17 protein-coding genes are annotated in these 26,986 nt (G+C 69.3%); all 17 read left to right on the top strand.

The window, feature by feature from the left end; genetic code table 11:
• The first annotated feature begins 128 nt into the window (after nt 1-128).
• The 17 genes from gspG (at nt 129) to QZ709_RS09440 (ending at nt 26,980) form a co-directional block, all read left to right on the top strand.
• Nucleotides 129-575 (top strand): type II secretion system major pseudopilin GspG, encoded by a 447-nt coding sequence (gene gspG / locus QZ709_RS09360; protein WP_294636998.1) that lies wholly within the window; start codon nt 129-131, stop codon nt 573-575.
• Nucleotides 576-591: 16 nt separating this feature from the next.
• Entirely contained in the window at nt 592-1,677 is a 1,086-nt protein-coding gene (locus QZ709_RS09365) for a type II secretion system F family protein (protein ID WP_294636999.1), read from the top strand.
• A 5-nt stretch (nt 1,678-1,682) separates the two neighbouring features.
• Nucleotides 1,683-3,266, top strand: a complete 1,584-nt coding sequence (locus QZ709_RS09370; RefSeq protein ID WP_294637000.1) for a GspE/PulE family protein — start codon at nt 1,683-1,685, stop codon at nt 3,264-3,266.
• A 2-nt stretch (nt 3,267-3,268) separates the two neighbouring features.
• On the top strand, nt 3,269-4,099 hold the full coding sequence (locus tag QZ709_RS09375; RefSeq protein ID WP_294637001.1) for a hypothetical protein: 831 nt from the start codon (nt 3,269-3,271) through the stop codon (nt 4,097-4,099).
• 26 nt (nt 4,100-4,125) lie between these two features.
• Nucleotides 4,126-4,719 carry a hypothetical protein gene (locus QZ709_RS09380; protein ID WP_294637002.1) on the top strand — a complete coding sequence of 198 codons (594 nt, stop codon included), beginning with the start codon at nt 4,126-4,128 and terminating at the stop codon, nt 4,717-4,719.
• On the top strand, nt 4,716-5,306 hold the full coding sequence (locus tag QZ709_RS09385; RefSeq protein WP_294637003.1) for a GspMb/PilO family protein: 591 nt from the start codon (nt 4,716-4,718) through the stop codon (nt 5,304-5,306). The genes QZ709_RS09380 and QZ709_RS09385 overlap by 4 nt, the downstream gene beginning before the upstream one ends.
• Nucleotides 5,303-5,929, top strand: a complete 627-nt coding sequence (locus QZ709_RS09390) for a hypothetical protein (RefSeq protein ID WP_294637004.1) — start codon at nt 5,303-5,305, stop codon at nt 5,927-5,929. Before QZ709_RS09385 ends, QZ709_RS09390 begins: the two co-directional genes overlap by 4 nt.
• 2 nt (nt 5,930-5,931) lie before the next feature.
• On the top strand, nt 5,932-8,109 hold the full coding sequence (locus QZ709_RS09395) for a secretin N-terminal domain-containing protein (protein WP_294637005.1): 2,178 nt from the start codon (nt 5,932-5,934) through the stop codon (nt 8,107-8,109).
• Nucleotides 8,099-8,587 carry a type II secretion system protein gene (locus tag QZ709_RS09400; protein WP_294637006.1) on the top strand — a complete coding sequence of 163 codons (489 nt, stop codon included), beginning with the start codon at nt 8,099-8,101 and terminating at the stop codon, nt 8,585-8,587. Before QZ709_RS09395 ends, QZ709_RS09400 begins: the two co-directional genes overlap by 11 nt.
• Nucleotides 8,588-8,597: 10 nt before the next feature.
• The gene (locus tag QZ709_RS09405) at nt 8,598-9,005 is read left to right on the top strand and encodes a type II secretion system protein (RefSeq protein WP_294637007.1); all 408 of its coding nucleotides are present in this window, start codon (nt 8,598-8,600) and stop codon (nt 9,003-9,005) included.
• A 14-nt stretch (nt 9,006-9,019) separates the two neighbouring features.
• On the top strand, nt 9,020-9,442 hold the full coding sequence (locus QZ709_RS09410; protein WP_294637008.1) for a type II secretion system protein: 423 nt from the start codon (nt 9,020-9,022) through the stop codon (nt 9,440-9,442).
• A gap of 87 nt (nt 9,443-9,529) precedes the next feature.
• Nucleotides 9,530-10,411: an XrtB/PEP-CTERM-associated transcriptional regulator EpsA gene (gene epsA / locus QZ709_RS09415; RefSeq protein WP_294637009.1), complete on the top strand. Its 882-nt coding sequence runs from the start codon at nt 9,530-9,532 to the stop codon at nt 10,409-10,411.
• A 17-nt stretch (nt 10,412-10,428) separates the two neighbouring features.
• A complete protein-coding gene (locus tag QZ709_RS09420; protein WP_294637010.1) occupies nt 10,429-11,301 on the top strand; it encodes an ankyrin repeat domain-containing protein in 873 nt (290 codons plus the stop codon).
• Nucleotides 11,302-11,681: 380 nt separating this feature from the next.
• On the top strand, nt 11,682-12,596 hold the full coding sequence (locus QZ709_RS09425) for a PEP-CTERM sorting domain-containing protein (RefSeq protein WP_294637011.1): 915 nt from the start codon (nt 11,682-11,684) through the stop codon (nt 12,594-12,596).
• Between the two features lie 90 nt (nt 12,597-12,686).
• Complete coding sequence (locus QZ709_RS09430) at nt 12,687-13,964, top strand: hypothetical protein (RefSeq protein WP_294637012.1); 1,278 nt, start codon at nt 12,687-12,689, stop codon at nt 13,962-13,964.
• Nucleotides 13,965-14,069: 105 nt separating this feature from the next.
• Nucleotides 14,070-15,713 carry a ShlB/FhaC/HecB family hemolysin secretion/activation protein gene (locus tag QZ709_RS09435; RefSeq protein ID WP_294637013.1) on the top strand — a complete coding sequence of 548 codons (1,644 nt, stop codon included), beginning with the start codon at nt 14,070-14,072 and terminating at the stop codon, nt 15,711-15,713.
• Nucleotides 15,714-15,739: 26 nt separating this feature from the next.
• Nucleotides 15,740-26,980, top strand: coding sequence for a filamentous hemagglutinin N-terminal domain-containing protein (locus QZ709_RS09440; protein ID WP_294637014.1), 11,241 nt, complete (start codon nt 15,740-15,742; stop codon nt 26,978-26,980).
• Nucleotides 26,981-26,986: the final 6 nt, after the last annotated feature.

Consider the following 26,986-nt stretch of genomic DNA (forward strand, 5'->3'; position numbering starts at 1 on the left):
AGGGCCATGATGGCCGATAAGGGCATCGGACCAAGGGGGCTGCGTGTCACAAACCTGTCAGCGATGGGTCAATAGGATCACGGCCGCTGCGTCAAATCTGGCGCCAGCCCGAACAAAGGTAGGAGTCCATGAAGCCCACTGGTGCACGCCGCAGCGCGGTGCCGTCTGCCCCGTTGTCACGGGGCTTCACGCTGCTGGAGTTGCTGGTGGTGCTGGTCATCATCGGCCTGCTGGCGGGCTATGTGGGGCCTCGCTTTTTCTCGCAGATCGGCAAGTCGGAAGTGAAGGCCGCCGCGGCGCAGATCGATGCGCTGGGCAAGGCACTCGATCAATATCGCCTGGATACCGGGCGCTATCCGAGCACCGATCAGGGATTGGGGGCGCTGTGGGTGAAGCCGGCCGATGAAGCCCGTTGGTGGGGACCGTATCTGCGCAAGGCCCCCCCGCGTGATCCATGGGGTCGGGACTATGTCTACAAGTCACCGGGCGAGCACGGTGACTACGATCTCCTGTCGTACGGCAAGGATGGCCGAGAAGGTGGTGACGGGGAGGATCAGGACATCACCAACTGGTGATGGGCCGGAGTTCACCATGATGTCAGCCAGCCCCACGCCGGGTGGACGCCTTCCGTCTGCTCGATCGCCGCGCCGCGTCGATTTTCCTCGTCGCCTGTTCTGCCAGGAGTTGGCGGTGCTGCTGGACGCGGGCATCCCGCTGTACGAAGCGCTGCAGACGCTGTGCGAGAAGGAGGCGAATCTTCAGGTGGCGGACGTGATGCGGGGGCTGACGCTGGCCTTGTCGCAAGGACGGACCCTGGCCCAGGCCATGCGTGCGCATCCGCAGGCGTTCAGCCCACTGCTGATCGCCTCGATCGAAGCCAGCCAGCGCACCGGCCAGACGCCTCAGGCCCTGCGCCAGCACGCCGCCTATCTGGCGTGGCTGACGGGGCTGCGTGACAAGCTCGTCAGTGCAGCCATCTACCCAGCCATTCTGATCGGCGCCAGCGTCCTGGTCATCGCGTTCCTCACAGTCTTCGTCGTGCCGCGCTTTGCCGAGATCTATGAAGGCATGGGGGGCGATCTGCCCTGGCTGTCGGGCTTGCTGTTGCGCACGGGCCGAGCAGTGGGCGAGCATCCCTGGCATGCCGTGGCGGCGCTGGTGGCCGTGGCGGCCGGCGTCGTCGCGCTGGCGCGTCACCCGGCGACCCGGGCCGCTCTGAGTGCCCGTCTGTGGCAGGCGCCGGTCATCGGCGAGCGCCTGAGGCTCATCGAGCTGGCCTCGCTGTATCGCACGCTGGGCCTGTTGCTGCAGGCGGGCGTGGCGGTGGTCCCGGCCATGGAAGCGTCTGCCGAGTTGATGGGCGCCTCGCTCAAGGCGGCGCTGGCCGAGGCGACGCGCCGGGTCCGGGAAGGCGCACGGTTGTCGGATGCCCTGCAGCAGCACGGCCTGATCACGCCGGTGTCGCTGCGCATGGTTCGCGTGGGTGAACAAACCGGGGAACTGGGAAGCATGCTCGAGCGGGCGGCCACCTTCTACGACGAAGAACTGGCCCGCTTCACCGAGTGGGTGGGCAAGGTCGTCAGCCCGGTGTTGATGCTGGTGATGGGTACCTTGATCGGCGGCATCGTGGTGCTGATGTACCTGCCCATCTTCCAGGTTGCGGAGCAGATTCAGTGAACGCCATGCTGCAGACCGATGAGATGGCGGTTGCCTCGCTGGAGGCCACGGTGGCCGCCGATGCAGACTCGCCGCTGAACTGGCGCTTGTGCTGGGAAGGCTGGCCCCTGGCCACGGCCCTGCGGCTCCAGATCGTGCTGGCCGAGGATGCCGCAGGCTCGGTCTGGGCCCTTGCTGCACAGGCGCCTTCTGCCATGCAGCGCGAGCTGGTCACGCGGGCGCGCGGCCGCCCTGTTCAGTGGCGGGTGCTGGATGACGACACCCTCGGGGTGCTGCTGGCCCGTGGCGAGCAGGCATTCGAGGCGCGTGGTGTGCTGCTGCACGCCGAGACCGAGACGTCTGCCCGTGACGAGGGCGCCTTGCACGCCCTGTCGGTCGAGGCGATCAGCCGGCAGCCCAGCCCGGTGATCCGCCTGCTCGATGCCACCTTGTTCGATGCACTGAAAGCCCAGGCAAGTGATCTTCACCTGGAGTCGACCCCCTCGGGCATGGTGATCCGTCACCGGCTGGACGGTGTGATGGTGCGTGTGGGCGAAGTGCCGTCGCGGGAGGTGGCCGAGCAGCTGGTGTCCCGGCTCAAGGTGATGGCCGAGCTGGACATCGGCGAGCGACGGCTGCCGCAGGACGGGCGGTTCAAGCTGCGCGTGCTGCAGTCGGCGGACGCCGGGGAGCGAGAGGTGGACTTCCGCGTTTCGATCATGCCGAGCAGCTTCGGAGAGGACGCTGTCCTGCGCATCCTGGACCGGACTCGCCTGACCGAGGAGGCTCAGACCCTGAGCCTGGAAGGTCTGGGCTTCGACCCGCAGGACAGCGCCATCGTCCGTGCACTGGCACGCAAGCCCTACGGCATGCTGCTTGTCACTGGCCCGACGGGCAGCGGCAAGACGACGACGCTCTACGCCGTGGTGCAGGAGATCAACGACGGCACGGACAAGATCATCACCATCGAGGACCCGGTGGAGTACCAGCTGGGTGGCGTGGTGCAGATCCCGGTCAACGAGAAGAAGGGGCTGACCTTCGCTCGTGGCTTGCGCAGCGTGCTGCGGCATGACCCCGACCGGGTGATGGTGGGCGAGATCCGGGACGCGGAAACGGCGCAGATCGCCTCCCAGGCCGCCTTGACCGGCCACCTGGTGCTGTCGACCATCCACGCCAACAACGTGTTCGACGTGGTGGGCCGCTTCATGCACATGGGGGTCGATCTGTACAACATGGTGTCTGCGCTCAATGGGGTGGTGGCGCAGCGACTGATGCGCAAGCTGTGCCCGCATTGCGCGCAGCCCTGGCAGCCTGATGCGCGGGCGCTGGCGCAGGCCGGCGTCGCTGCGGAGGCGACAGGGCGGTTCATGCGGGCGGTGGGGTGTACGGCTTGCCGGGGCACAGGCTACCGAGGCCGCAAGGCCATCACCGAGATCCTGCTGATGGACGACACCCTGCGTGATCTGATTGTCTCTCGCGCCCCGCTGACGCGGATCAAGGGCCACGCCCGGGATCGCGGCACCCGGCTGCTCAGGGAGTCGGGGCTGGCGTGCGTGCTCCGTGGCGAATCGACGCTGGACGAACTTCAGCGTGTGACGCTGGCGGAATGACGATGCACCTCACACCCTCCACCCCGTCGGACAGCGGTGGGTTGCCGCCCGCGCGGGGGCTCTGGCGCGCGCGCGCCCAGGGGCGCCTGCGTTCGCTATGGCGTCGGGAGCGACTCTGGCTCGCACCGGGGCCGGAAGCCCTTGCCCTGCCGCCGGTGGTCGACACCGTGAACGGCCACGCCGTGTTGCTGGGACCGGACCCGACGGCCATGCTGTCGGCCTGGGCAGCGTGGTGCGCGCGCCATCCGGGCGCCTGCTGCGAGATCGCCCTGTCATCCCATTGGGTCTGGGCCATGACATCGCAAGACCCGGTCGACCTGGCCGAGCAGCGGATCGCGTCTGCCCGTGCGGTCTGGGCTGAAGCTGCCGGCGTGTCGGCCGACGTGCTGGCCGACCAGATGATCTGGCGTGCCTTGCCGGCTGGCGAACCCCCGCTGGTGTGCGCCCTGCCACGCACGCTGATGGAGCGCCTGCTGACGGTGGCCACGCCATGGGGCGTGTCGATCGAGCGTCTGACCCCCTGGTGGTTGCCGGCCGCGCAGGGTTGGTGGGCCAAGGCACGAGGTGCAGCGGATGAGGCCGATGTGCACGTGGTGGCCCGTGAGCCGAGTCTGGGTGTCCACTTCCGGATCGAGCTTTCGTCGTCGGGAGGGAAAGAGCTGGCCGTGTGGTCCGAATGGCCGCGTGCGGAAGGCGAAATTGGGGACGCTTCCGTGCTGGTCGATGTTATCCGCGACGCAGGGAGCCCCCCAGGGGCATGCCTGGCCCCGCTGTCCGATCCGTCCTCGCGGACCTTCACGCGCAGGTGGCCCGCGCATGGAAAGGCTGGCTGATGCGGGTTGGACATTGGCTTGCCGCGATGAGCTGGCTGGATGAGATCGACTTCACTGCGCGGCACCGCCGTGCCTCCGTGTGGGGATGGGCAATGCTGGGCCTATCGCTGCTGATGGTGTTGATGGTCAGCGATGACGCCGCTCGCATCGAGCAGGTGCGGCGTGATGGCGAGGAGGAGGTAAGGCGGTTGGAGCGTGCCCTGGCACAGGCCTCGGCGGCACCACGTCGCCCCTCCCGACCCCTGACGCCGGATCAGCCCCACGCCGCCGGGGTGCCGACCTTGCAGAAGGGGGATTGGCGGCAGGCGGTCGAGATGGCTGAGGCGCTGGCCCATGACCCCATCGCCCTGCTCGACCGGGTGGATGAGCGTGCCGGCCGTCTGCATGTGGTGCTGACTGGCTTGCGCTTCACGCTGGCCAGCCGGACAACCGGTGGGGACGGCACCGAGGTGGTGTTGCAGGCGGCGGTACCGGACGACCGTACCGCGCTGGCCTGGGTGGACAGCCTGGGGCCGCAAGCCCGGCTGCATCGCCGGCAGCGCTTGACGGTGCCCGTGAGCGACGGTGTGCGGCAGCACGTGTGGCGGGTGGACGTGACGTGGCCGGAGGCCCAGCGATGAAGACGGCCCGAGAGGCGCTGACCTGGCTGGGTTGGCCCGGATGCCTGAGCCTCGTGCTGCTATGCGGGGTGGCGTGGGCAGAATGGTCGCTGTTGCCCGCGTGGCATGCCGATGCCGAGCAATCGGTCGATCAGGCGGTGATGCTGCGACGCCGCTTGCACCGGATGACAGAGCCGGCGGCACCGACCCTGCCGGTTTCGGGCGCCGCGGTGCTCGCCGTTCCGTCCGAGCCAGAGGCGGCCTGGGCCTTGCTGTGGCAGGCGCTGCCCACCGAGGACCAGCGCGCCACACTGCAGTCGCAGGTGCTGCAGGCGGCCGCGCGGCACGGCCTGCAGATCGAGACCGTGCAATACCGTGGCGAGCGCGTGCCCTTGTCGGACACCGGTGGCCGGCTGTGGCGGCAGCGCATGGCCATGCCGGTGCGAGGACCGTACGCTGCAGTGCGCCGCTGGCTTGCCGACATCCAGAAAATGCCGTCGGCCGCCGTGGATGAACTCGGCCTGGAACGTCAGGATCCCTCCTCGGACGAAGTGCAGGCCCAGGTGGGCGTGTCGCTGTGGTGGCGGCAGGTGGAGCCCGCACGATGAGGGCCCCGTTGATGTGGGCGCTGGCCGCCGTGCTGAGCGCCACCCTGTGGTTGGGGCAGCGGGACGACGACGCCGGCGTGGAGCCGGTGCGCCGGACGGATCGTCCTTCTGATCAGCGCCCCGCTCAGGCGCCCGGGGCACGGTCCGAAGGCCGACCGGCCCATCGGGTGGCGGAGGCCGGCAGTCGGGCGGCAGCACCGCCCACCGAGGCCGCGCACCTGCTAAGCGCGGTCGCCCGCTGGCAGCAGCGAAGCACGAGCCTGCCCGCCGTAACGCTTGCGGCCGCTTCTGTCTCGGCATGGCGCGGTGTGGCCCCTCCGCCACCGCCGGCGCCCGTGGCAGAAGCGCCGCCTCCGCCCCAGGCCCCGGCCTTCCCACATCGCTGGCTGGGGCGCTATCAGGACGCCGTGGCAGCGCCGCCGCCCGACATGGTGACGGCCGCCTTTTCGCAGGGGGCTGTCCGTCCTCGGCAGCGCGCGATCATCGCCGGCCCTGTCTCCACATGGGTGGTGGCCGAAGGCGAACTGATCGAAGGCCAGTGGCGGGTGGACCGCATCGAAGACCGATCCCTGCGTCTGACCTACCTGCCCCTGATGCAGCAGCAGACGCTCACGATGAGATGAAGATGAAGCTGTCCGTGATCTTTCTCGCTCTCGCGTGCGCCGTCCTGGCGAGCGGTTGCACGACGCCGGTCGTGCGGCAGGCTCAGGATCTGGCCCGCCAGGGCCAACATGAGGCGGCCGCCACGTTGTTGCATGCGGCGGCCACGGCCACCCCGGCGGATGCGAGCGTTCGCCAGGCCTGGTTCCAGCAGCGCGAGCTGGCGGTGTCGCAACTGGCGGTGCAGGCAGAACGTGCCCGCCAGGCAGGGCGTCCCGATGACATGGCCGAGATCCTGCGCCGCATGCAGGCCGCCGCCCCGGACCACCCCCGCACGGCCGCACTGCGGGACGAGGTCGGCAGGCGGGATCGACAACAACGCCTGATGAACGAGGCGCGGTCGGCCTTTGAGGCCCAGGCGCCGGAGCGCGCCGAGGCGGCATTGCGCACGTTGCTGGCGGAAGACCCGAGCCGGGCCGATGCCAGGGCTCTGCTGGCCCGCATCCAGGCCCAGCGCGAGAGCCAGACCCGCGTGCAGTCGACCCGCGCGCTCGCATCGGCGGCGCAGCCGATCACGCTGGAGTTCCGCGAGGCGCCCTTGAAGAACGTCTTCGAGGCCCTGGCCCGTGCCGCAGGCATCAACTTCGTCTTCGACAAGGACGTGCGAAGCGAGGCCAAGGTGACCCTCTTTCTGCGACAGACGCTGGTGGACGAGGCGCTGCGGGTCATCCTGAGCACCCAGCAACTGGGTGCCAAGCTGCTCAACGACAACACGGTGCTGGTTTTCCCGGGCACCCAGCAGAAGCAACGGGATGTGCTCGACACCGTCACCCGTTCGTTCTACCTGGTGAACGCCGACCCCAAGCAGGCGCAGACGCTGGTGCGGACCATTGCCAAGTCGCGGGATGTGTTTGTCGATGACCGGCTGAACCTGCTGGTGGTGCGTGACACCCCCGAGGTCATGCGGCTGGTGGAGCGGCTGGTCGAGAACATCGATCTGCCCGATCCCGAAGTCATGCTCGAGCTGGAGGTGCTGGAAGTCGCCGCCAAGGACGTGGACCAGATCGGGCTGAGCTGGCCCGGCACGGCCTCGTACGGCATACCGGATGCGACGGGTTCGATCTCGTCGTTCAGTGGCTTGCGGTGGAGCGCTGCCAACCCGCTGGCGCTGGCCACCCTGAAAGCCACCCGGGGGGCTACCAACCTGCTGGCCAACCCCAAGATCCGTGCGAAGAACCGCGAGAAGGCCAAGGTGCTGCTGGGCGAAAAGCTGCCCGTGTTCACGACCACCAGCACGGCCAACGTGGGCGTGACCTCGTCGGTGAGCTACATCGACGTGGGCCTGAAGCTCGACATCGAGCCTCAGGTTCAGCTGGACGGCGACGTGACGATGAAGGTGGCCCTGGAAGTGAGCAGCGTGACCGACAGAACGCAGCGCAACGATGGCTCGCTGGCCTACCAGGTGGGCACGCGGCAGGCCTCCACCACTTTGCGCCTGCGGGATGGTGAGACCCAGGTTCTCGCCGGTCTGCTCAATGACTCCGAAAGCCGCAGTGCGGCGGGCATCCCGGGCCTGGTCGACGTGCCGCTGCTGCGCCATTTGTTCGGCACCATCACCAGTACCCGGGACAAGACCGAGGTGGTGCTGCTGGTCACGCCACGCGTGATCCGCAACGTCGTTCAGCCGCCATCTGCCAGCGCCTTGATGCCTTCGGGCACCGAAGCCCAACCTGGCGCTGTTCCGCTGATGCTGCGGGAAGGCGGTGTGAGGAGCACGCCTTCTCAGGGGGCGGGGCGCGTGCCGTCCATTCGCCCTGACGACGGCAGTGGGCGTGGCAGCGTGCCCGCCGAGCCACTGCAGCTGTCAGGCCCGGAGGAGGTCGTGCCGGGTGCGGCATTCGCGGTGTCGGTGCGCAATGACACAGCGGCACCCATGTCCGGCACCCTGCTGGTGGACCAGTCCGTGCTCGAGCCCGCCGGGGCGGCGAAGGCGGGCGGGCTGGGCTTTTCTCTTCCGCCGCAAGGGCAGACCACGCTGATGCTGAAGGTGCGTGACGCCGTCAGACAGGCCGATACCGAAATCGGTCTGGATACGGGGGGCACCCCCCTACGTCTGCGTGTGCGCGGGACCGAAGGTGCCCAGGCGGCGCCCGCGGCCCCCAGCTCGCAGGACGATCCGCCGGATGCCGACCATGAGCGTTGAGCAGCTGGCAGCCGGCTCACGGGGCTTCACGCTCATCGAGATGGTGGTCGTCCTCCTGATCGTCGGGATCCTGGCCAGCGCCGCCATGCCCCTGGCCACCCTGCACAAGCGCCGCCTGCAGGAGGGCGAGTTGCGGGAGAGCCTGCGTACCATCCGCTCTGCCCTGGACGCCTATCGCAAGGCCTGGGATGACGGCCGCATCGAGAAGCGGGCGGGCGACACGGGCTACCCTCCTTCGCTCGAGGTGCTGGTGTCCGGTGTGCGCGATGTCAGCTCACCGAACGGCCCTCGCATCTACTTTCTGCGCCGCCTGCCCCGCGATCCATTTGCCCCTGCCGATATCCCGGCCGAGCAGACCTGGGGCTTGCGCAGCTACGCCAGCCCGCCCGACGCGCCGGCTGCAGGAAGCGATGTGTTCGATGTGTATGTGCGCACGCCCGGAATCGGCCTGGACGGCACGCCGTACCGGACGTGGTGAAGGCACGACCATGCAGACTGTGCCTTGCCTGACCCGGCGCGCGAAGCAGTTCGGCTTCACGCTGATCGAACTCATCGTTGTTTTTGCCATCATCGCGTTGCTGGCCAGCATCGCGGCTCCGCGCTACAACCGATCGGTGGATCAGGCTCGGGAGGTGAGCCTCAAGACATCGCTCAACGTCATGCGCGATGCGATCGACAAGTACACCGCAGACCGGGGGCAGTATCCCGAGTCGCTGGACGAGCTGGTGCAGCGCGGCTACCTGCGGCAGATCCCCGAGGATCCGATGACGGGCTCCCGACACAGCTGGCAGATGCTGCCGCCACCGGCGGACAGTGCCGTGATGGGCAACCTGGCCGATGTCCGCAGCGGGGCGGCCGGACGCGGCCAGAACGGTGTGCCCTTCACACAGTGGTAGTGAGCATGTGGCGCGTGCGCGGTTTCACTTACCTCATGCTGCTGTGGTGGGTGGCCATCGCGGGGATCATGCTGGCGGCGGCGGGCCAGAGCTGGCAGCAGGATGCTCGCCGCGCTCGCGATGCCGAACTTGCGTGGCGAGGCGAGCAGATACGTCGGGCGCTGGAGACGTACAGCCAGGCGCCCGTGGCCGAGGGCGTGCGCCGCCTTCCCCTCGATCTCGATGAGCTGCTCGAAGACGAGCGTGCCGGGCAGACCGTGCGGCACCTGCGGCGGCTCTGGCCAGACCCGGTGACGGGCGAAGCCTGGGGGCTCTTGCGCCGGGAGTCGGATGGTGCGATCACCGGGGTCTACAGCCGCTCGTCGCTGCGGCCCGTGCGGGCACCCGCAGGCGTGACGACCTATGCCGCGTGGCGCTTTGAGGTCACCCCTCAATGATGTGTGAATCGGCATTCGGATTCACACAAGTCAACAAAGCGTCACGTCCGCTTCCTAATCTGCCCCCCACATCAACACAGGGTAGTCATGCAATCCCATCCTTTTGCGCCCGAGCAGTCGGAGTACCTGCTCCGCGTCATGGAAGGCGCTCCCCACGTGTGCCGACGACACCAGTTCTTTGTCTGGAGCCAGGGCGATCTGCAACGCTGGTTGCCACACCACGTCGCGCTGTGCGGCGCCTATGACCGCGAACTGCGGGCCCTGTCGTTCGACCTCTTCAACAGCCTGCCGATGCCGGCCGACATCATCATGGGCTTGCTCGACTCGCAGTCTGCGCTGGTGCAGCAAGCCCTTCATGCGTGGCAGCGTGCGCAGCAACGGCCCACGCGCGTGAAGGTGCCCGCCTTGCAGGAGGGGTTCGGAGGCAGCCTGGCATATCGGCTGCACGATGCCGGCTATCGCGAGATGCTGGTACATGGCACGACCCGGCCCGGGCGATCGGACGAGCTCGAGAGCCTGTTCGTGCTGATGCGCCACGAGGGATCGTACGACGACGTGGCATTGGCCTCGCTCGGCATGCTGCTGCCCTGTCTTCACTTGACCTATCAACGCGTGGCGGTGACCGAACGGCTGCTGTCCTCTTCGACGCGAGAGGCCCCTCCAGGGGTGGAGTTCGCCCTGTCTCCGCCGCTGATGCGGATGCCGGTGATCACGGATCGGGAGCGCGAGATCCTCCGCTGGGTGCGGGACGGCCTGAGCAACCAGCAGATTGGCGAGCAGCTGGGCATCAGTGCGCTGACCGTGAAGAACCACGTTCAGAAGATCCTGCGCAAGCTGGGGGCATCGAACCGGGCGCAGGCGGTGGCCATGGCGATGACGATGAATGCCTTGGGCGGACCGGGCGCGGGAGGGGACCCCCTGAATGCGCTGCACCGCGGTGACGCGGGGACCAGCTCGGCTCCGGGATGAGGTGGAGGATGAAGAGCATGAACAGAGGTCTGGTCGCCTGGAGCGCATTGATGGTGGGGCTGGCCGTGGACGCGGGAGCCCAGTCGCTGGGCATGGCGCCGGATGCCACCGATGGGGTGACCGCTGTCTCTCCCTTGCAAGTCGAGATGCACCGGGCGCATCGGGACCGGGCGTGGGACGCGGTGGCGCATGGCGGGCCTTTGTTGCCCATCCCGCGTGGCACCCTGGGCGAGGCCGAACAGCAACTGTTCGAGCGCCTGCGCGCACGGGATGCCGGCGGTGCCATACAGCACCTGCAGAAGCACAACCCCCGGGTCGACCTGTCCGATGAACATCACCATACGGCTCTGACGTTGGCCGTGCCCCTCGGTGATGTCGGCCTGGTGCGTGAACTGCTGCGCCGCGGGGCGTCACCCGATGAAGCCGGCTGGCACGGCTTCACGCCGCTCGGCCTGGCTGCCTACCTGGGGCATGACGTGTCGGTGCGTGAATTGCTGCGCCGCGGTGCAGATCCGCTCGTGCGCAGCCAGGGGGGGCAGACGGCGCTGCACCTGGCCATGGCAGGCGGACAGACCGGCTCGGCCCGGTTGCTGCTGGACGCCCTCCCGCTGGATCAATGGATGAGCGCCTATAACGCCGCAGGCCGGCATCCTTTGGCCGAGGCCGCCTTCTTTGGTCGGCAGGAAGCCGTGCGAGACATGCTGGCGCGGGGTGCCAGCCCCGGCGCGCCGGATCGTCACGGGCTCGATGCCTTGCATGCTGCCGCACTCGGGCGTCAGATCCTGGTGGCAGAGCACCTGATGGCTGCCGGGTTGATGCCCCGCCAGCCCCTGACGGCCCTGCTGCTGTCGCGCATGTACCAGCCACTGGACGAGATCCCCGCCCCTTGAGCGTCGGTGCGCTGCGTCACCACAAGGCCCCGCTACCGGCGGGGCTTTGTCTTTGGTGGGCCGCGTTGGTTCCCCCGTCGGCCTGCGATCCCCCCAAGTCATGGGGGGCGCGCCCGGCCCCGATCTGATTCCGCGTGAGCCGTTCCGCCTACGTCGGCCGTGCCGTGGGTTCGGAGGGGTGACAACCCGTGTGCCTTCCGGATCACGGCGACGCCGAAAGGCGTGTGCCCCTGTGCGTTTCGGCTCATGCGTCGGCGCTTCAAGCTGTCACCCGTGCTCCGAATACTGCGCAGGCGCTCAAGGCCCTGCTTCGGTTCGGTCGGTGACCTTGACGAACTTCACTGTCCCGCCCACGGGACCCACCCTTTCACGGAGCACACATGAAACTCAATCTGATCGCGCTGGCCGCCCTGGCCGCTTCTGGCGCCGCCCAGGCCTCGCTGGACCTGCCCTCGAGCTACAACGGCTCGGTGGCCTTCATCGCCTATGACAACACCGGCGCCTCGAAGAGCTCGGTCTTCGTCGACCTCGGCTTCAACATCTATGACTTCGCGCCGGCTGCCAACCTGTCCAACGGCCAGACGCTGACCGAAGGCCTGCTGGCGAAGAAGAACACCTCGGTGGTCTGGGACTTCAACAACAACACCATCACGCTGAACGGCACCGTGCGCAGCGTGACCAACAACTTCTCGGCTGTCGCCTCGTTCCTGTCGACGGCGGACGCCTCTGACGTGCGTTGGGGCATCGCGGGCGCGTCCTTGTTCAACTCCGCAACGCAAGAGTCCCTGCTTACGCTCGCGACCGGCACGCCGAGCAACGCTCAGCTGAACGTCCAGGACGCCACCACCACGAGCGACGCCGGCTCTCTGGCCGAGCCCCTGTTCAAGACCTATGCCGGCCTGGTTCAGCCCGGCGTCGACAACGGCTCGTACTTCGCCCCGACTTCGGGCTCGGTCGGCTTCCTGCCCTCGACGGCCGGCTTCAACACCAACTGGAACAACAACCTGCGCTGGGCTTCGATGGTCTCGCTGGCGGTCGGCGCCACCAACCTGTGGCTGCTGGATGGCGAGGGTGACGAGTGGGCGGTGGGCGCCCAGCCCAACGGCGAAAACGCTGCCAACCTGGTCCGCGAGAAGGGCACGTTCCGATTCGACGCCGCTGCCAACAAGCTGAGCTGGGAAACGCCGTACTTCACCCCGTCGACCCCGGCCGTGCCGGAGCCCTCGACCTACGCCCTGGCCCTGGTCGGCCTGGCTGTGGCCGGCATCGCCGCTCGCCGCCGCCGCGCCGTCTGATCCAGGACGCCAAGCAAGCCTGACCTGATGTACCGGACCGGGGGTGTCCCCGGTCCACCTCTTCCCCGCATTCCTGAGAACGAGACCATCATGAACCTCTCCAAGCTGATGATTGGCGCGATCGCCGTGTGTGGCGTGTCGCAGGCTCTGGCGGCCGGCCCGGTCCGCCTGACCGGCGCCTCGGCCAGCTCGATCAACGTCGCCCGCGCAGCCAAGGTGCTGTGCGAGAACGCCGGCGGCACCTACACCCTCTTCAAGATCGGCGCCGCCACCAACGCGCTGGGCAACATCTTCACCGGCCGGTGCGATGTCGATTTCGAAGGCACCACCGAGAACGAACTGCGCGTGAACGTGTCGGGCGGCTCCGAGTTCGCCGTGATCAACGCGACCGCGGGCGGCGCCGTGCCCACCGACTTCATCAACGCGCTCACGGCCTCGTGCACCCCGATCGCTGCGGCGGGCACCGGCTCGCTGTCGTTCATGGGCGCCAACAGCATGCGCAACTGCGCGGCCGCCAACGAGAAGACCACCTCTGAAGGCGGCTACCTGGACGTCGAAGGTCCGGTGTTCAACCCGGCTTACAACGCCGGTGACTTCGTCGGATCGGGCTTCAGCCAGGTCTTCGGTGTGGCTGTGAACCAGCGCCTGTACAACGCCCTGCAGACCCACCAGAAGACCATCGGTCTGGTCCCGTCGGACTGCGCCATCGGCGATGCCACCGCCAAGTGCCAGCCCACCATCAGCAAGGCCGACATCGCCTCCCTGATCAACAGCAACACGGCCGGCAGCGGTCCGAAGTCGCTGGGCGGCGGCATGCTGATCCCCGGCAACACCACCAAGATCAGCTACTGCATGCGCCCGCAGACCTCGGGCACGCAGCAGGCGGCTCAGCTGTACTTCCTGAACTACGAAGCCACCGGGTCCTTGGGCGGCAAGGCCTCGATCGTGCCGGAAGGCGCGACGGTCGGCACCCGCTACTCGTCGATCGTGAACTCAGGTTCGAGCAACGTGCGCGCCTGCCTGAACGACACCGCACCTGCCACCACCACCGACTTCCGTTTCGGCGTCCTGTCGGCCGAGAACAACCCGCTGGGTGGCTCGGACACCTACCGCTTCGTGAAGATCAACGAAGTGGCCGCTTCGGAAGGCGTGGCCGGTGCCTCGCAGACCGCGACCGCCATCGCCGGCCGCTATGACTTCGTGTACGAGACGGCCGCCTACTGCCCCGAAGGCACCTGCGCTCCGATCATCGAAGCCATCGATGGCGCCCTGCCTGCCGGCTCCTCGACCCCGGGCCTGTTCCTGACCGGCGTGGAGTCGCGCTACGGCCGCGGCGGCAACTCGGCCTCGCCGTTCATCCGTCGCTGATCGACGGCGCTCCGCTGAGGATTCCGGCGCCCCGGTGCCCCGGAATCCACCTTGAAAACGACAGTCCCCTGCCCAGGGGACTGTCGCTTTGTGTTGTTGTTGGAAATGAAAAAACAGACCTTCGCCTGTGTGCGTCTCCTGTGGTGTGTGGGCGCCGTTGTCAGCGCGCCGTGGGCCGCAGCCCAGCCCCGATCCGATCAGGCCGGCGGCCCGGTGTTCGATGTGCTGGAGTACGTCGTCGAAGGCAGTGCCGCGCTCTCGCCCGCTGTGGTCGGACAGGTGCTCGAGCCGTATCTGGGGCCCGGGCGACGCTTTGCGGATCTGGAGGCGGCGCGCCAGGCGCTCGAGAAGGCCTATCAGGACGCAGGCTTCCTCTCCATCGTGGTGTCCTTGCCGAATCAGCGCGTCGATGCAGGGGAGGTGCGCCTGGAGGTGACCGAGGCGCGGGTCGAACAACTGCGCGTGACGGGGGCCAAGCACCACCTGCCCAGCCGGGTCAAGGAGGCCGTACCCGGCCTGGCGCCCGGTGCCCTGCCCTACTTCCCGCAGGTCCAGGATGAACTGGCGGCCTTGCAGACGCCGCATCGGCAGGTGACGCCGGTGATCGGCGCAGGCAGTGAGCCGGACCGGATCGACGTGGAGTTGAAGGTGGAAGACAAGCGCCCCGTGCAGGCAGCGCTCGAACTCAATTCGCGTCAGGGCTTCAACACCGAACGGGGCCGCCTGGAGACCACCGCCTCGTACGGCAACCTGTTTCAGCGCGGCCACACCTTGGGCCTGAGTTGGCAGGTTGCGCCCACGCGTCCGAGCGACGCCAACACGCTGTCGGTGCTGTATGACCTGCCGCTGACGCCCCGCGATGGGCTCACGCTGTCCGTGACGAACAGCGCGGCCGACACGCCCACCGGCACGTCCGTCGGTGGCGCCACGATCACGCGCGGCACGTTCTACAGCTTGCGCTGGCGGCATGAGCTGCCAGCATGGCAATGGCCAGTGGTCCACAGCTGGTCGGTGGGGCTGGACCGCAAGCTCAACCGAGACCGGTCGGTCACGGGCTCCGGGTTCACGACCCAGCGTCCCGCACTCAAGTACCCCGTGTTCAACCTGGGGTACGACCTGGCCTGGGACCACGGTGAGGCCACGTTGAGCACGCTGCGCACCTCGGTGGCCGGCTCCAGCCGAAGCTGGGCAGGACGGGAAGTGAACTGCGAGGGCCGCATCCTCGACCAGTTCGAATGCAAGCGGTCGGGCGCCAGCCCGGATTTCCTGGTGTGGCGCTTCGGCATGACGCACCGCCGGCCGCTGGGCGCGGGGTGGCAGTTCGACCTCAGTGCCGATGCCCAGCTTGCGTCGGGGCCACTGGCCTCGGGCGAGCAATTCGGCCTGGGTGGCATGGATTCCATTCGGGGCTACTACGACTACGAGCAGGTGGGCGATCAGGGTTGGAGCCTGCGGCTGGAAGCGCAGACGCCAGCCTGGTGGCAGCACGGTGACTGGCGTCTGAGCGCGCTCGGCTTTGTCGACCGCGGCAGCGTGCTGCTCAAGCAGGCGCTGGAAGGTCAGCTGGCGCGCGTGAACCTGGGTAGCTATGGCCTGGGATGGCGCATGCGCCACGGCGACGGGCTCACGGCCTCGCTGGACGTGGCCATGCCCGTGTACGCCACCCGCCGTGCCGCCGCGGATGGTGGCTTCGATGCGGCCACGCGCCGCACGCCACGCTGGGAGTTCAGCGTGCGTCAGGCGTTCTGAAGCAGGTCCGGGAAGAGGTTTTCATCATGAACAAGCATGTCCATCGTCTGGTGTTCGATCGTCGCCGCGGCATGTGTGTGCCCGCCGGGGAGCACACCCGCAGCGCCGGCAAGGCGTCCGGCACCGGTGAGCACGGCGCACGCCGTCGTCCCGGTGGCCTGCCAGGGGACCTGGCTGGCGCGGCCCTGGCAGCGGTCCTGGCCTATGGGCCACCGGGCGCGTGGGCGGCCGACCGCCCTTCGCTGTCCACGCTGATTCCGCGCAGTGGAGAGGTGACCGCCGCGCGTGCGACGGCCGGTCGTCCGATGGCCAACCTGCCCCAGCGGCTGCGGGACTTCAGCGGGGCGACACCGGGCAACCCGGTCGACGTCAACCGCTTCCGCATCGACACCACCGATCCGAAGACGATGCGCATTGACCAGTTCGACCAGCGCGTCATCATCAACTGGGACAGCTTCGACATCGGCCAGGGCTACACCGTGCGCTTCGTGCAGCCCACCGGCGGGGCCGCGCTCAACAACATCTGGGACAACCAGGCCAGCATCATTCTGGGCCGCATCCAGGCCAACGGCGAGGTGCTGCTGCAGAACCAGAACGGCATCCTGTTCGGGCCGACGGCACGGGTCGACACCCAGCGCTTCGTTGCCACGGCCCTGCGGCTGGCCGACGAAACCTTTCTCAAGGGGCTGCGGTCTGCACAGGGGGGCAGCACGCCGACATTCGGCGGAACCGACCAGGAGGACAAGGGCTTTGTCTCGGTGGAACGCGGTGCCGAGATCAAGGCTCTGGCCGGTGGCGACGTGATCCTGGTGGCACCCCGTGTGCTCAATGAGGGGCGCATCGAGACGCCATCGGGCCAGACCGTCATGGCCGCCGGCCAGAAGGTCTATCTCTTCAGCTCGACCGATGCCGCGCAGCGCGGCCTGTGGGTGACGGTCGATGCCTTCGACCCCGCGCTGACGGCCACCCAGGCCGGCGTGAACACGGTGGAGCAGGCCCGTGCGGGCTCCTATGCCGTGCGCGACGGCGAGACGGTGGTGGGAGACGCCACCGGCACGGCCGGGCTGGAACAGCGCATCAACGAGGTCGTGGCCGACAAGGGGCGCATCAACTTGGTGGGCATGGTCGTTCGCCAGAACGGCAAGCTCTCGGCCACCACTGCGGTGCGCGGCGAGAACGGCGCCGTCATGCTGCACGCGGTCGCAGCCACGGCGTTGAATGCGGACACCGCAGTCCATGGGGCACTGGGCACGCTGGAGATCGGCGCGGACAGCGTCACCCGCGTCACGCCCGCCGACAGCTCGGCCACCCAGAAAGATGCCGAGACCTTCTACCGATCCACCGTGGACCTGCTCGGCAAGGACATCCGCATCGGCCGCAACGCGCTGGTAGAGGCCGTTTCCGGCAACCTGTCCGTGATGGCGGCAGCGACCGCCCAGCATCCGCTCTTCACGGGTGAGGGCGTGGCCACGGGCGATGCCAGCCTGTTCATCGACCAGGGCGCCCGCCTGAGCGTGGCCGGGTTGCGCGATGTGGTGCTGCCCATGAGCCGCAACCAGCTGAGCCTGAACCTCTATCAGAATGAACTGGCCGACACCCCGGTGCAGCGCGGCGGCACCCTGTATCGCAACCAGGTCTACTTCGATGCGCGCAAGCCGGTGGCGGTGGCGAACGTCAAGGGCGCCTACAACCTGATCGAGCGCACGGCGCGCGAGCTGTCGGTGCGCGGTGGCAACCTCCGCCTGGAGGTCGATGGTGCCCTGGTGGTGGCCGATGGCGTGAAGCTCGATGTGTCGGGCGGCAGCAAGCGGTACGACGCCGGCGAGGTCTATTCCTCGGTGTTGGGGACGGGCAAGGGAACGGCGGTGCCCATTGAGCAGGCGCGTGCCGACGTGCGATACGACCGCCTGATCAACCCGGGGCAACTGCGCGGCGAGACGAGCGCGGGCGCAGACGGCACCTTGCTGGCCGCGGCCCCGCAGGCGCGGCAGAGCGGCTATGTGGAAGGCGCGGATGCGGGTTGGCTGAGCCTCAAGGGCGACACGATCTACCTGGGCGCCGACATCCAGGGCGACGCCATGGTGGGCCCGCTGCAATGGCGAGGCGATCCGACCGGCACCGTCGTCAGCGCGACCGATGCGAGCAGGCAGCTGAACACCCGCCTCTCGACCGAACTGGGGCGCTCGCTGACGCTGATGGGCTCGCCGCATCTGTATGCCAGCCTGCGGCCGCTGGGTGCCCGTGTCGACATCGAGAACACCCAGGGCGGAATGCGGCTTGTCGCAGACACCGAGGCACGGATGCCGAGCCTGCCCGCCCTCGACGAGGGCGCCTCGTCCAGCTGGTTGGCAGAGTTTGCCAACGAAACCCAGGTGTCCGCACGGAAGCTGCAGGCCAGCGGCGCCTCGGCCGTGGCGCTCAAGGCCACCCAGACGGCGGCCGTGCCCCACGACGTGGTGGTCGAGGCCGACGTGAAACTGGATCTGGGCGCGTCGGGCAGCTTCCTGGCGGCCAGCCAGGGCGCGGGCCATGTGCACGTCGCGGGTCAGATCCGGGCCGCGGGCGGCCAGATCGCGGTGGAAGCCGGCCAGGCTCGCACCAACGTGACGGGCGAAGGCAACGCCACGGGCGCCGGAACCGGCAGCGTGACGGTGGCCAGCACAGCCGTGCTCGACGTGTCGGGTGGGGCCGGACCGTCGGGGGCCCAGGCCGATGGAGGGCAGATCAGTGTGAAGGCGGGCCAGTCCGTCGCCATCGAGTCGGGCGCATTGCTGGATGTGTCGGCGGCCATGGTTCGCAGCACAAGCCAGGGACGGATCAAGGGCAAGGCCGGTGCCATCCAGGTGCAGGTGAACACCACCGTGCCGGCCGGTGTGCCGGAAGACACCGTGATCGGCAGCCTGCGCCTGGGCGGCACGCTGCGAGGACATGACTTCTCGGCCGGTGGCTCGCTGACCCTGGGTGGCATGCGGGCGCTGTGGATCGGTGACGGGCCCGTCGACAGCAACCTGGCCGATCCGCTGGGCATGGCCCTGACCCCTGCGTTCTTCTCGGAGGGCGGCTTCGGCCGCATCACCCTGCAGACCAAAGGCGACATCACGGTCGCCCAGGGCACCCGCATTGCACCCAGGCTGGTCAACCTGGTTGAAATGCGAGGCGGCACGCCGGCGCGGCAGGTGGGCGCGGTCACGGGCGGCAGCGGCCTCCTGAACGAGCTCGGCCTGGCCGTGCTCGACGAGGCTCTGCGCAAGCCGGTGTCCATCACGCTGGACGCCTCCAGCCTGCGGGCCGATGTGGCGTCGCTGGAGCGGCCGACCGGCCTGAACCTCGGGGGACGCGTCACCGTGGCCGAGGGGGCCGTGATCGATGCGGGGTTGGGCGGCAGCATCACCTTGCGCGGCAGCCACCGGGTCGACCTGTACGGGGCGCTGGTGGCGCGGGGTGGCCGGGTGAGCGTGGGACTGGGCACGGACGCCAACCTGCACCGCGTGGGTTCGTCTCCCACCAATGCCACCGAGCTCGACCCGGTGGGCTACCTCCCCGACCAGGGCGTGGCGCTGCACGACGGCAGCCGCATCGACGTGTCGGGGGCGGCGCGCGTGCGCACGGTCGCGGCTGGCAGCCAGCAACGGGTCGTGGGCGATGTGCTTGGTGGCGGCACCGTGCAGCTGAACCCCGATGCCCAGCGCGGCGGGGTGTGGATGGATGCGGGCGCCACCATCGACCTCAGCGGGGCACAGGCCGACGTGCAGATCGGGACATCGCGCACGCCAACGCGGCTGAGCGCGGGCGCCGGCGAACTGCAGGTGTCATCGCTGTATGGCTTCTACCTCGGGGGCACGCTGCTGGCGCACCGCCCGGACGACAGCGTGGCCGGGGGGCGCTTCGAAGCCCGCACGCTGGCGGGCAGCATCAAGGATTTTCTGCTGCAGGATGGGGTGACGCCGGGCACTGTGTTTCCGGTCGACAGCCTGGATCAGGTCGGCCGCATCCGACTGGTGGCCACGGCCGACCAGGTGGCGGGTGACGCCGCTGGACGGGTCTTCGGCGAGAGCCAGGTGTCTGCCGAGCAGCTGCTGAAAGGCGGCTTCGATCGCATCGGCCTCAGCGCCAGTGAACGCATCGTGCTGGGTAACGGGGCCAGCCTGAAGGGGGCGCCGTCTGTCATGCCCGGCTCGGTTGCGCTGCGCGCCGTGGTGCTGGACGCGCCCGTCATCGCGGCCGAAGGCGGCTCGTCCACCCCGAACCGTGTGGACGTCGAGGCTCAGTACGTGAGCGTGGGGTCCAGCCGGTCGGCCGACCCGGCCCTGGGCATGCGGTCCGCTGGTGCTGCGACGACGGGGAGTGCGACGCTGGACATCCACGCCGGTCTGATCGAATGGTATGGCAGCCATGCGCTGCAGGGCCTGAGCCGGACCGACTTGCGTGCCACGCTGGGCGCCGATGGCTCGGAAGGCCGGCAGGATGGCGAGATCCGGCTGATCGGATTGGGCGATGGCGCGGCGCGACCCGAGGCCCGTCTGGCCTTCGCTGGCGACCTCAACCTGACCGCCGGCAACCTGTATGCGAGCACCCTGACCGCTGCGCGCATCGAGGGGAACGCCGACGCCCGTCTGGCCACCTTCAACCCGCGAGGCGGATCGCGCAGTGCCGCGCCCCTGTCCGCCCTGGGCAGCCTGACCCTGAACGCCGGCACGGTGCGCCATGGCGGCACCATCGACCAGCCCTTTGGCGACATCGCCCTGACAGGAGCCCGGGTGTCCTTGCTGGATGGCAGTCGCTTGTCCGTCAGCGGGGCGGGCCTGACCGTGCCGGTCGGCTTCACGCTCAACGGCCAGACCTGGCTGTACGGCACCAACCTGGCAGGCGTGACGTCGTCGACCGAGGCCAAGGCCGTGCTTGACCTGGTCGATCTGCACAAGGACGTGCGCATCGAGTCGCCCGATCTGCAGGTGGCACCCACATCGATGGTTCAGGCGCAGGCTGGCGGGGATCTGCTGGCCTGGTCCTTCGTGCAGGGCGTGGGCGGCACGACCGACACGTTCAACCGGCCGGGCGTGTACGCGATCGTGCCGGGCTACCGCCATGACTTCGCACCCTACGACACCCAGACCGCGCTGGCCGCCGGGTTGAACGGCCAGCCGCTGCAGGCGGGCGAACAGGTCCGCATCACCTCGGCCAACGGGGTGCTGCCGGTGGGCACCTACACCCTGCTGCCCGCGCGCTATGGCGTGCTGCCGGGCGCTGTGCTGGTCTCGGCCACCCAGCTGGACGTGAGCCAGCCCCTGGCACGAGGACAACAGCAGGCCGATGGCAGCGTGCTGGTGTCGGGCTACCGCACGGCCGTGGGCACGGGCATCCGAGGTGGCAACCGCCCGGATCTGGCCCTGGTGCTGGAGCCGGCGGCCACGGTGGCGGCCCAGTCCCGCGTGGACCGCGTGTCCATCCAGGACTTCCTGCGGGAGGAGCCGGTGAGCCGGCCCGCAGAGGGCGGACGGGTGTCGCTGCTGTCCGACAAGGGCTTTCACTGGCAGGCGCAGTACCAGCTTCAGGGCGGCGAACTCGACCTGAGCATGGGGCAGGCGCTGGTCGTGGCTCGCGGGCCGGCCACCGGGCTCCCCCTGGAGGAAGACGAGGTGCGGGTGTCGGCCGAGGCCCTGTCGGCCACCCAGGCGGACAGCATTCTTCTTGGGGGCCGCCGCACCCAGGTGCAGGGCGAGGCCGTGGTCACCACGCTGGCCGATCGCATCCGATTCGAAGGCGATGTGGACGGCGGCGAACTGATTGCCGTGGCCCGCCAGCGCATCGACATCGGCCCGTCGGTGTCGCTGACGGTGGACGCCACGCGCCACGCGACCACCGACACACCGCGCGTCGTGCGCATCGACGGCGAGGGAGCTGCCCTGGCCGTGAGCCGCGATCTCGGCCTGGACCTGCAACGGGATCTCAGTGCGCAGGTGCCCGGCGCCGCGCCGCTGGGCACCGTCACGGTCAGGGCGGGCCATGGCGCACCGGCCTCTCTGGCGGCAGCCAACGTGGTGCTGGACGCGGCAGACCGCCTCGAGATGGCGCCGGGCATTGACCTGCGCAGCCGGGCCCTCGCACTGGCTGCGCGGGACATCGTGGTGGGGGCAGAGTCCCCATCCGACCGTGGGGCGCTGGGCATCGAGGGGCGCTTGCTCGACCAGGTCAACCAGGTCGAGCGGCTGCAGCTGCGCAGCTACGGCGGCCTGACCCTGGCTCAGGATGTGATCCTGGGCAGTGCGGCCACCCAGCGCCTGACGCTGGATGCGCCTAGCCTGCAGGGTCAGGGTGGCGAAATGCGGGTGCGCGCCCAGAACGTGACCCTGCGCAACACCACGGGCCGGTCGGCCTCGCCTGAGGTGACGGGTGCCGGCACCCTGAACGTGGCGGCGGACCCGACCTGGTCCGATGTCCGCACCGGGGGGCTCACCATCGGCCAGGGGGCTGTTCGCCTGGCGGTGGACGCCGCGCGCCTGTCCAGCCAGGGCGACATCGTCTTCGACGGTCCGGCGGGCACCTCGCACGCATTGACCGCACAGGGCGATCTGACCTTGTCGGCGGCGCGGGTGACGGCCACGTCCGGCACCACCCACGCGGCAGATGCCGGAGGGGTGCTGAGCGTGACGTCGACGCCGGGCGGTCGCACGCTCGGCGAGCACGTGGGCCTCGGCGCTGCACTGCAGTTGTCCGGTCAGCGGGTGGTTCAGGCGGGCCGGGTGGAACTGGCGTCCGGCCGTGTCACCCTGGAGGGCCGCGGTGCGGCCGGGCGGACTGACACCGTGGTGATGGCGGCCGGGTCGACCACCAGCGCGGCGGGCGCGGTATTGCAGGCTGGCCAGCAGTGGGCAGTCAGCACCGCGGGCGGGCAGGTCACGGCGCGGGCGCTGGAAGGTGATGTGCATGTGGGCGGCACCATCGATGTGTCGGCCGGTGGTGTCGCCGTGCGCGATGCCGCAGGCCGCGTGACGGGATGGCAGGCTGCTTCGGCATCGGATTCGGCCAAGGCGGCGGGCGGCATCATCCTGTCGGCGGCCACGGCAGCGGGTACCTTGCACCTGGCGGATTCGGCACGCCTCATCGGCCGCGCAGCCCCCGCCGCGCAGGCAGGCACGCTGCAGGTCGACGCCGGCCGGCTCCGGGCTGACGACGGCGGACAGATCACCGCGTCGGCAGCGCGCAGTGCGCTCGATCGACTCGCCGACCTGGCGAACCAGGGCGGTCTGCATGGGGCCTTCTCGGCCCGCGTGCGCGGCACCGAAGCCCAGAAGCTCGATACCTTGCTGAAAGCGGCCCGCGTGCAGCTGACGGTGGACCAGGCAAGCCTGACGCTCGGCGGGCACGCCCATGTGGACGCCACCGCGCCGCAAGGCGGGTTGGTGCAGCTGGCGGCGCAGGGGCTGACCCTGGAGGACCAGGCCCGCATCACGGCCGGTTCCACCCGACAGGGCGCGGCGGGGGGAGATGTCCTGCTGTCTGCCGTCGGTGGCTCACGCACCGAGCGGGTCGTGGATCCGGACACGGGTGAGGTCATGGAACAGACCCTGCCTGTGGCCGGTGTGCTGTCCTTGCAGGCCGGCGCCCAGGTCGACGCAGGGACAGGCCGCATCGTGTTGCGTGCCGAGCGCGACGACGACGCCACCTTGCTGGCGGTGTACGACGCGATGGCCCGCGCCGAATCGGACCCCAGCGGTGCCGATCCCCGGATGGAGGCCGACGCCCTGGTGAACGCGCTGCGCATGACCCCTGTGGCCGCCACCTTGACTGCGGGTGAGGTCCTGGTGGAGGCGGCGCGGGTGTATGCCCGCAACGAGGCCGGTGAGGCCTACACCGGGCTGCGCAGCGGTGGCAGCTCGGGCACCATGCTGGGTCAGCGCGACCTGAGCACCCAGGCAGGCGAGTTCATGGCCCACCGCGACATCCTGATGCGCTCGCTGGGCCTGGAGGGACAGGCCAGCCTGCGCGCAGGCATCGAACTGCGCGGAGCGGGTGATCTCACCATCGCCCAGGACTGGAACCTCTGGAATGCGGCGCGCACGGGTGAGGACCCGGTCGCCCCCTTCATGCTGACGGTTCGCGCGGGCGGCCACCTGCGCGTACAGGGCAGCCTCAGTGATGGCTTCACGAGCGCCGCGGCCACTGGCGTCATCGCTTCGGGGCCGGCGGCCTCGATGCGACTGGTGGCCGGTGCCGATCTGGGCAGTGCCGACCTGCTTGCTGTCGGGTCGGCCGGCACGGCAGGTGACCTTACCGTGGCGGGTGGCAAGCTGGTCCGCACCACGGCCGGCTCGATCGAACTGGCGGCCGCACGCGATGTGGTGCTGGCGCCCGGCTCAGGGGCGACCCCGACGCAGGGCCTGGTCTATGTTGCCGGTCAGCCGGCAACCTTGTCGCCGGAGCAGGTCTCGCTGGCGCCCGACATCGCCGCGCTGGGCTTCACCGACGGTGGTGGGCGCCTGGCGGTGCATGCCGGACGGGACATCCAGTCGGCCGCCCCGGTTCAGTTGCCCGGTAACTGGCTGCTGCATGCCGCCGTGGCCGACGGAGATGGCGGCGTGGGCGCGGGCGCCTGGGCCAGCTACCTGCCCGCCTTCAAGCAGGGGCTCGGCTCCTTCGGCGGTGGGGGCGTGCAGGTTTCGGCCGGACGCGACATCGTCAACCTCGGTGTCGTGGCGCCGACATCCGGCCGGCATGTGCAGACCTGGGAGACCGATGCCGACGGGATGCCGGTGCTGCAGGGCGTGCGGCTCGACGTCCGCAATGGCGGAGACCTCACGGTGCAGGCCGGTCGCGACATTCTGGGTGGCGTCTTTCTGCTGGGCCGCGGCGAGGGCCGCCTGGAAGCCGGTGGGGCGATGGCGCGTGGCAGCAACCAGAAGGCCGATGTGCCGGCGCAGGGCGCCATCCTGGCCTTGATGGACGGCCGATGGACGCTGCAGGCCCGCACCGGCATCGAGCTGGCCGCCTTGTACAACCCGACGGCCCTGTCGTCGCCGTCGACCACCCGCGTGCCGGCCGAGAACGCGGCCACCTTCTTCACCTACGGCGCGCAGAGCGGCCTGCATGCCAGCACCGCATCAGGCGACGTGGTGTGGGACGCACAGCGCACCTTCTCGTCGTTCGATGCTGTGGTCGGAACGGCCACGCGGCCCACTGCCGTGCAGGGCTACTTCAACTACCTGCACAGCAGCAGCCAGCTGATGCCGTCGGCAGACCGGCTGACGCGTGCACTGGCCGTCAGCAACCGACTGGCGCAGGTGGCGCCGCCCACCGTGCACCTGAGCTCGGGCACGGGCGACGTGAGGCTGCTCACAGCCGACCCGTACGCACTGTGGCTCTTCCCGTCGGCCACCGGCAACCTGAGCCTGTATGCCGGCGGCGACATGGTTCTCCGGGGGGGCGCCCGTGGCATCGTCATGCTGGAGGGCGATCCGGCGCGCTGGCCCAGCCCGAGCCGACCGGCCCTCGAGACCGGCTGGACGGATGGGGTGCAGGCCACGTTGCGGCCTGCCGAGTTGGGCCTGGCAGGGGACAACCGGCGTCTGTCGGTGGACACGCTGTATGCCAGCACCCTGCACCAGGATGACGCCCTGCCTGCCACGCTGTACGCGGTCGGCGATCTGTCCAGCAACACGCGGCTGACCTTGCCCAAGCCGGCGCGCATCGAAGCCGAAGGCGATGTGGTCGACCTGAGCTATGCCGGCCAGCATTTCCACCGCACGGACGTGACCCTCATCCGGGCCGGGGGGGACCTCATCGGGCGCAACAACATCCCGACAGACCGCGACAGCGGGATGATCCAGCTGGCCGGACCCGGCGAACTGCAGGTCGAGGCGGGCCGGCACATCGACCTGCGAACCTCGGGGGGCATCCAGACCATCGGCAACCTGCCCGGCAGCTACTACGGCATCTCTGCCTTCAACGTCGGTAACGCCGCGCTGCCGGACGAGGGCGCCAGCATCCGGGTGCGTGCCGGGATGGCGAAGACGGTGGACGTGGATGCCTTCGCCGAACGCCACCTGGCCGGCCACCCGGATGCGCAGGCCGCGCTGGTCAGCCATGTGCGTCAGGTGCTGGCATTGACGCCACAGCAGTTGCCCGAGCTGGATTACGCCGGCGCGCTGGCCTTGTACAAGGGCTTCAGCCGGGACAACCAGGTTCGCTTTGCGCAGGCCGTGCTCGACCGCGCCTTTGTCGCGCGCTACGTGATGGCCGGCCAGCCCTATGCGGCGGCATGGCAGGATCGGGCGCGATCGCAGGGCGTGGACGCCACCGACTGGCAAGGTGCGGCCTTCCAGCAGTTCAAGGACGAAATTCTGCTGAGCGAGGTACGCCGGCTGGGGCAGCAGGCGGTGGAGCTGGCTGATTCGACCGATCCGGTCGAGAACCAGCGGCGCAAGGCCCTGCGCGATGCGCTGTGGCGCGAGGTCGACGCGGCCACCAGCCTGGCGGGCCTCGGCGCGGGCTTCGTGTTCGATGGCGACATCAACCTGGCTTCCAGCAAGGTGCACACGCTGGCAGACGGCGGGCTGGGTTCGGGGGGCATCGACCTGTTCGCACCCGGTGGGCAGGTGCTGGTTGGCTACTCGTCGGCCACGGACACCGACCGGGCCAAGGCCGCGACGCGCGGGCTGGTCACCTACCGTGGCGGCAGCATCCGGTCGTTCTCGGACGGGGACTTCCAGGTGAACACGCAGAAGGCCTTCGTCGTGGGTGAAGGCGACCTCATGCTCTACACCCGGCAAGGCGCCATCGATTCGGGCCGTGGTTCGAACACCGACGTCACCGTGCCCGCGCCCGTGCCCGTGGTGGACCCGTCCACGGGTGCCGTCGTCTTCCGCTCACCGGCGGTGACAACGGGCAGCGGCATCGGCCTGCTCAAACAGCGTGACGGCACCTCTCAAGGCACCGTCGAGCTGTTTGCCCCGGTGGGCGGCGTGCTGGCGCTGGACACCTACATCCGCAACGAATCGGGCGGGGACATCCGCGTTGCCGGGCCGGTGAAGGGCGGTGACAACCTGAAGGGCAACGTGAAGGGCGCCCCGCCGGTCGTCTCGCGGCCCGCGGTCCGCGTCAACACACCTTTGCCTGCGGACGCCACAGCCGGCGCCGCGCAGCTTGCCGAGGCTTCGCAGGCCGGGCGCCGCAAGGAGGCCAACGGCATCGTGACCGTCGAGCTGCTCAGCCTGGGCGACGGTTCGTCCGTGCTGGCCTGTGCAGCCGACGACCCGGGCTGCACCCGTTGACCCCTT

The sequence above is a fragment of the uncultured Aquabacterium sp. genome (assembly GCF_913773725.1).
In the GTDB taxonomy this organism is placed as follows: domain Bacteria; phylum Pseudomonadota; class Gammaproteobacteria; order Burkholderiales; family Burkholderiaceae_C; genus Aquabacterium.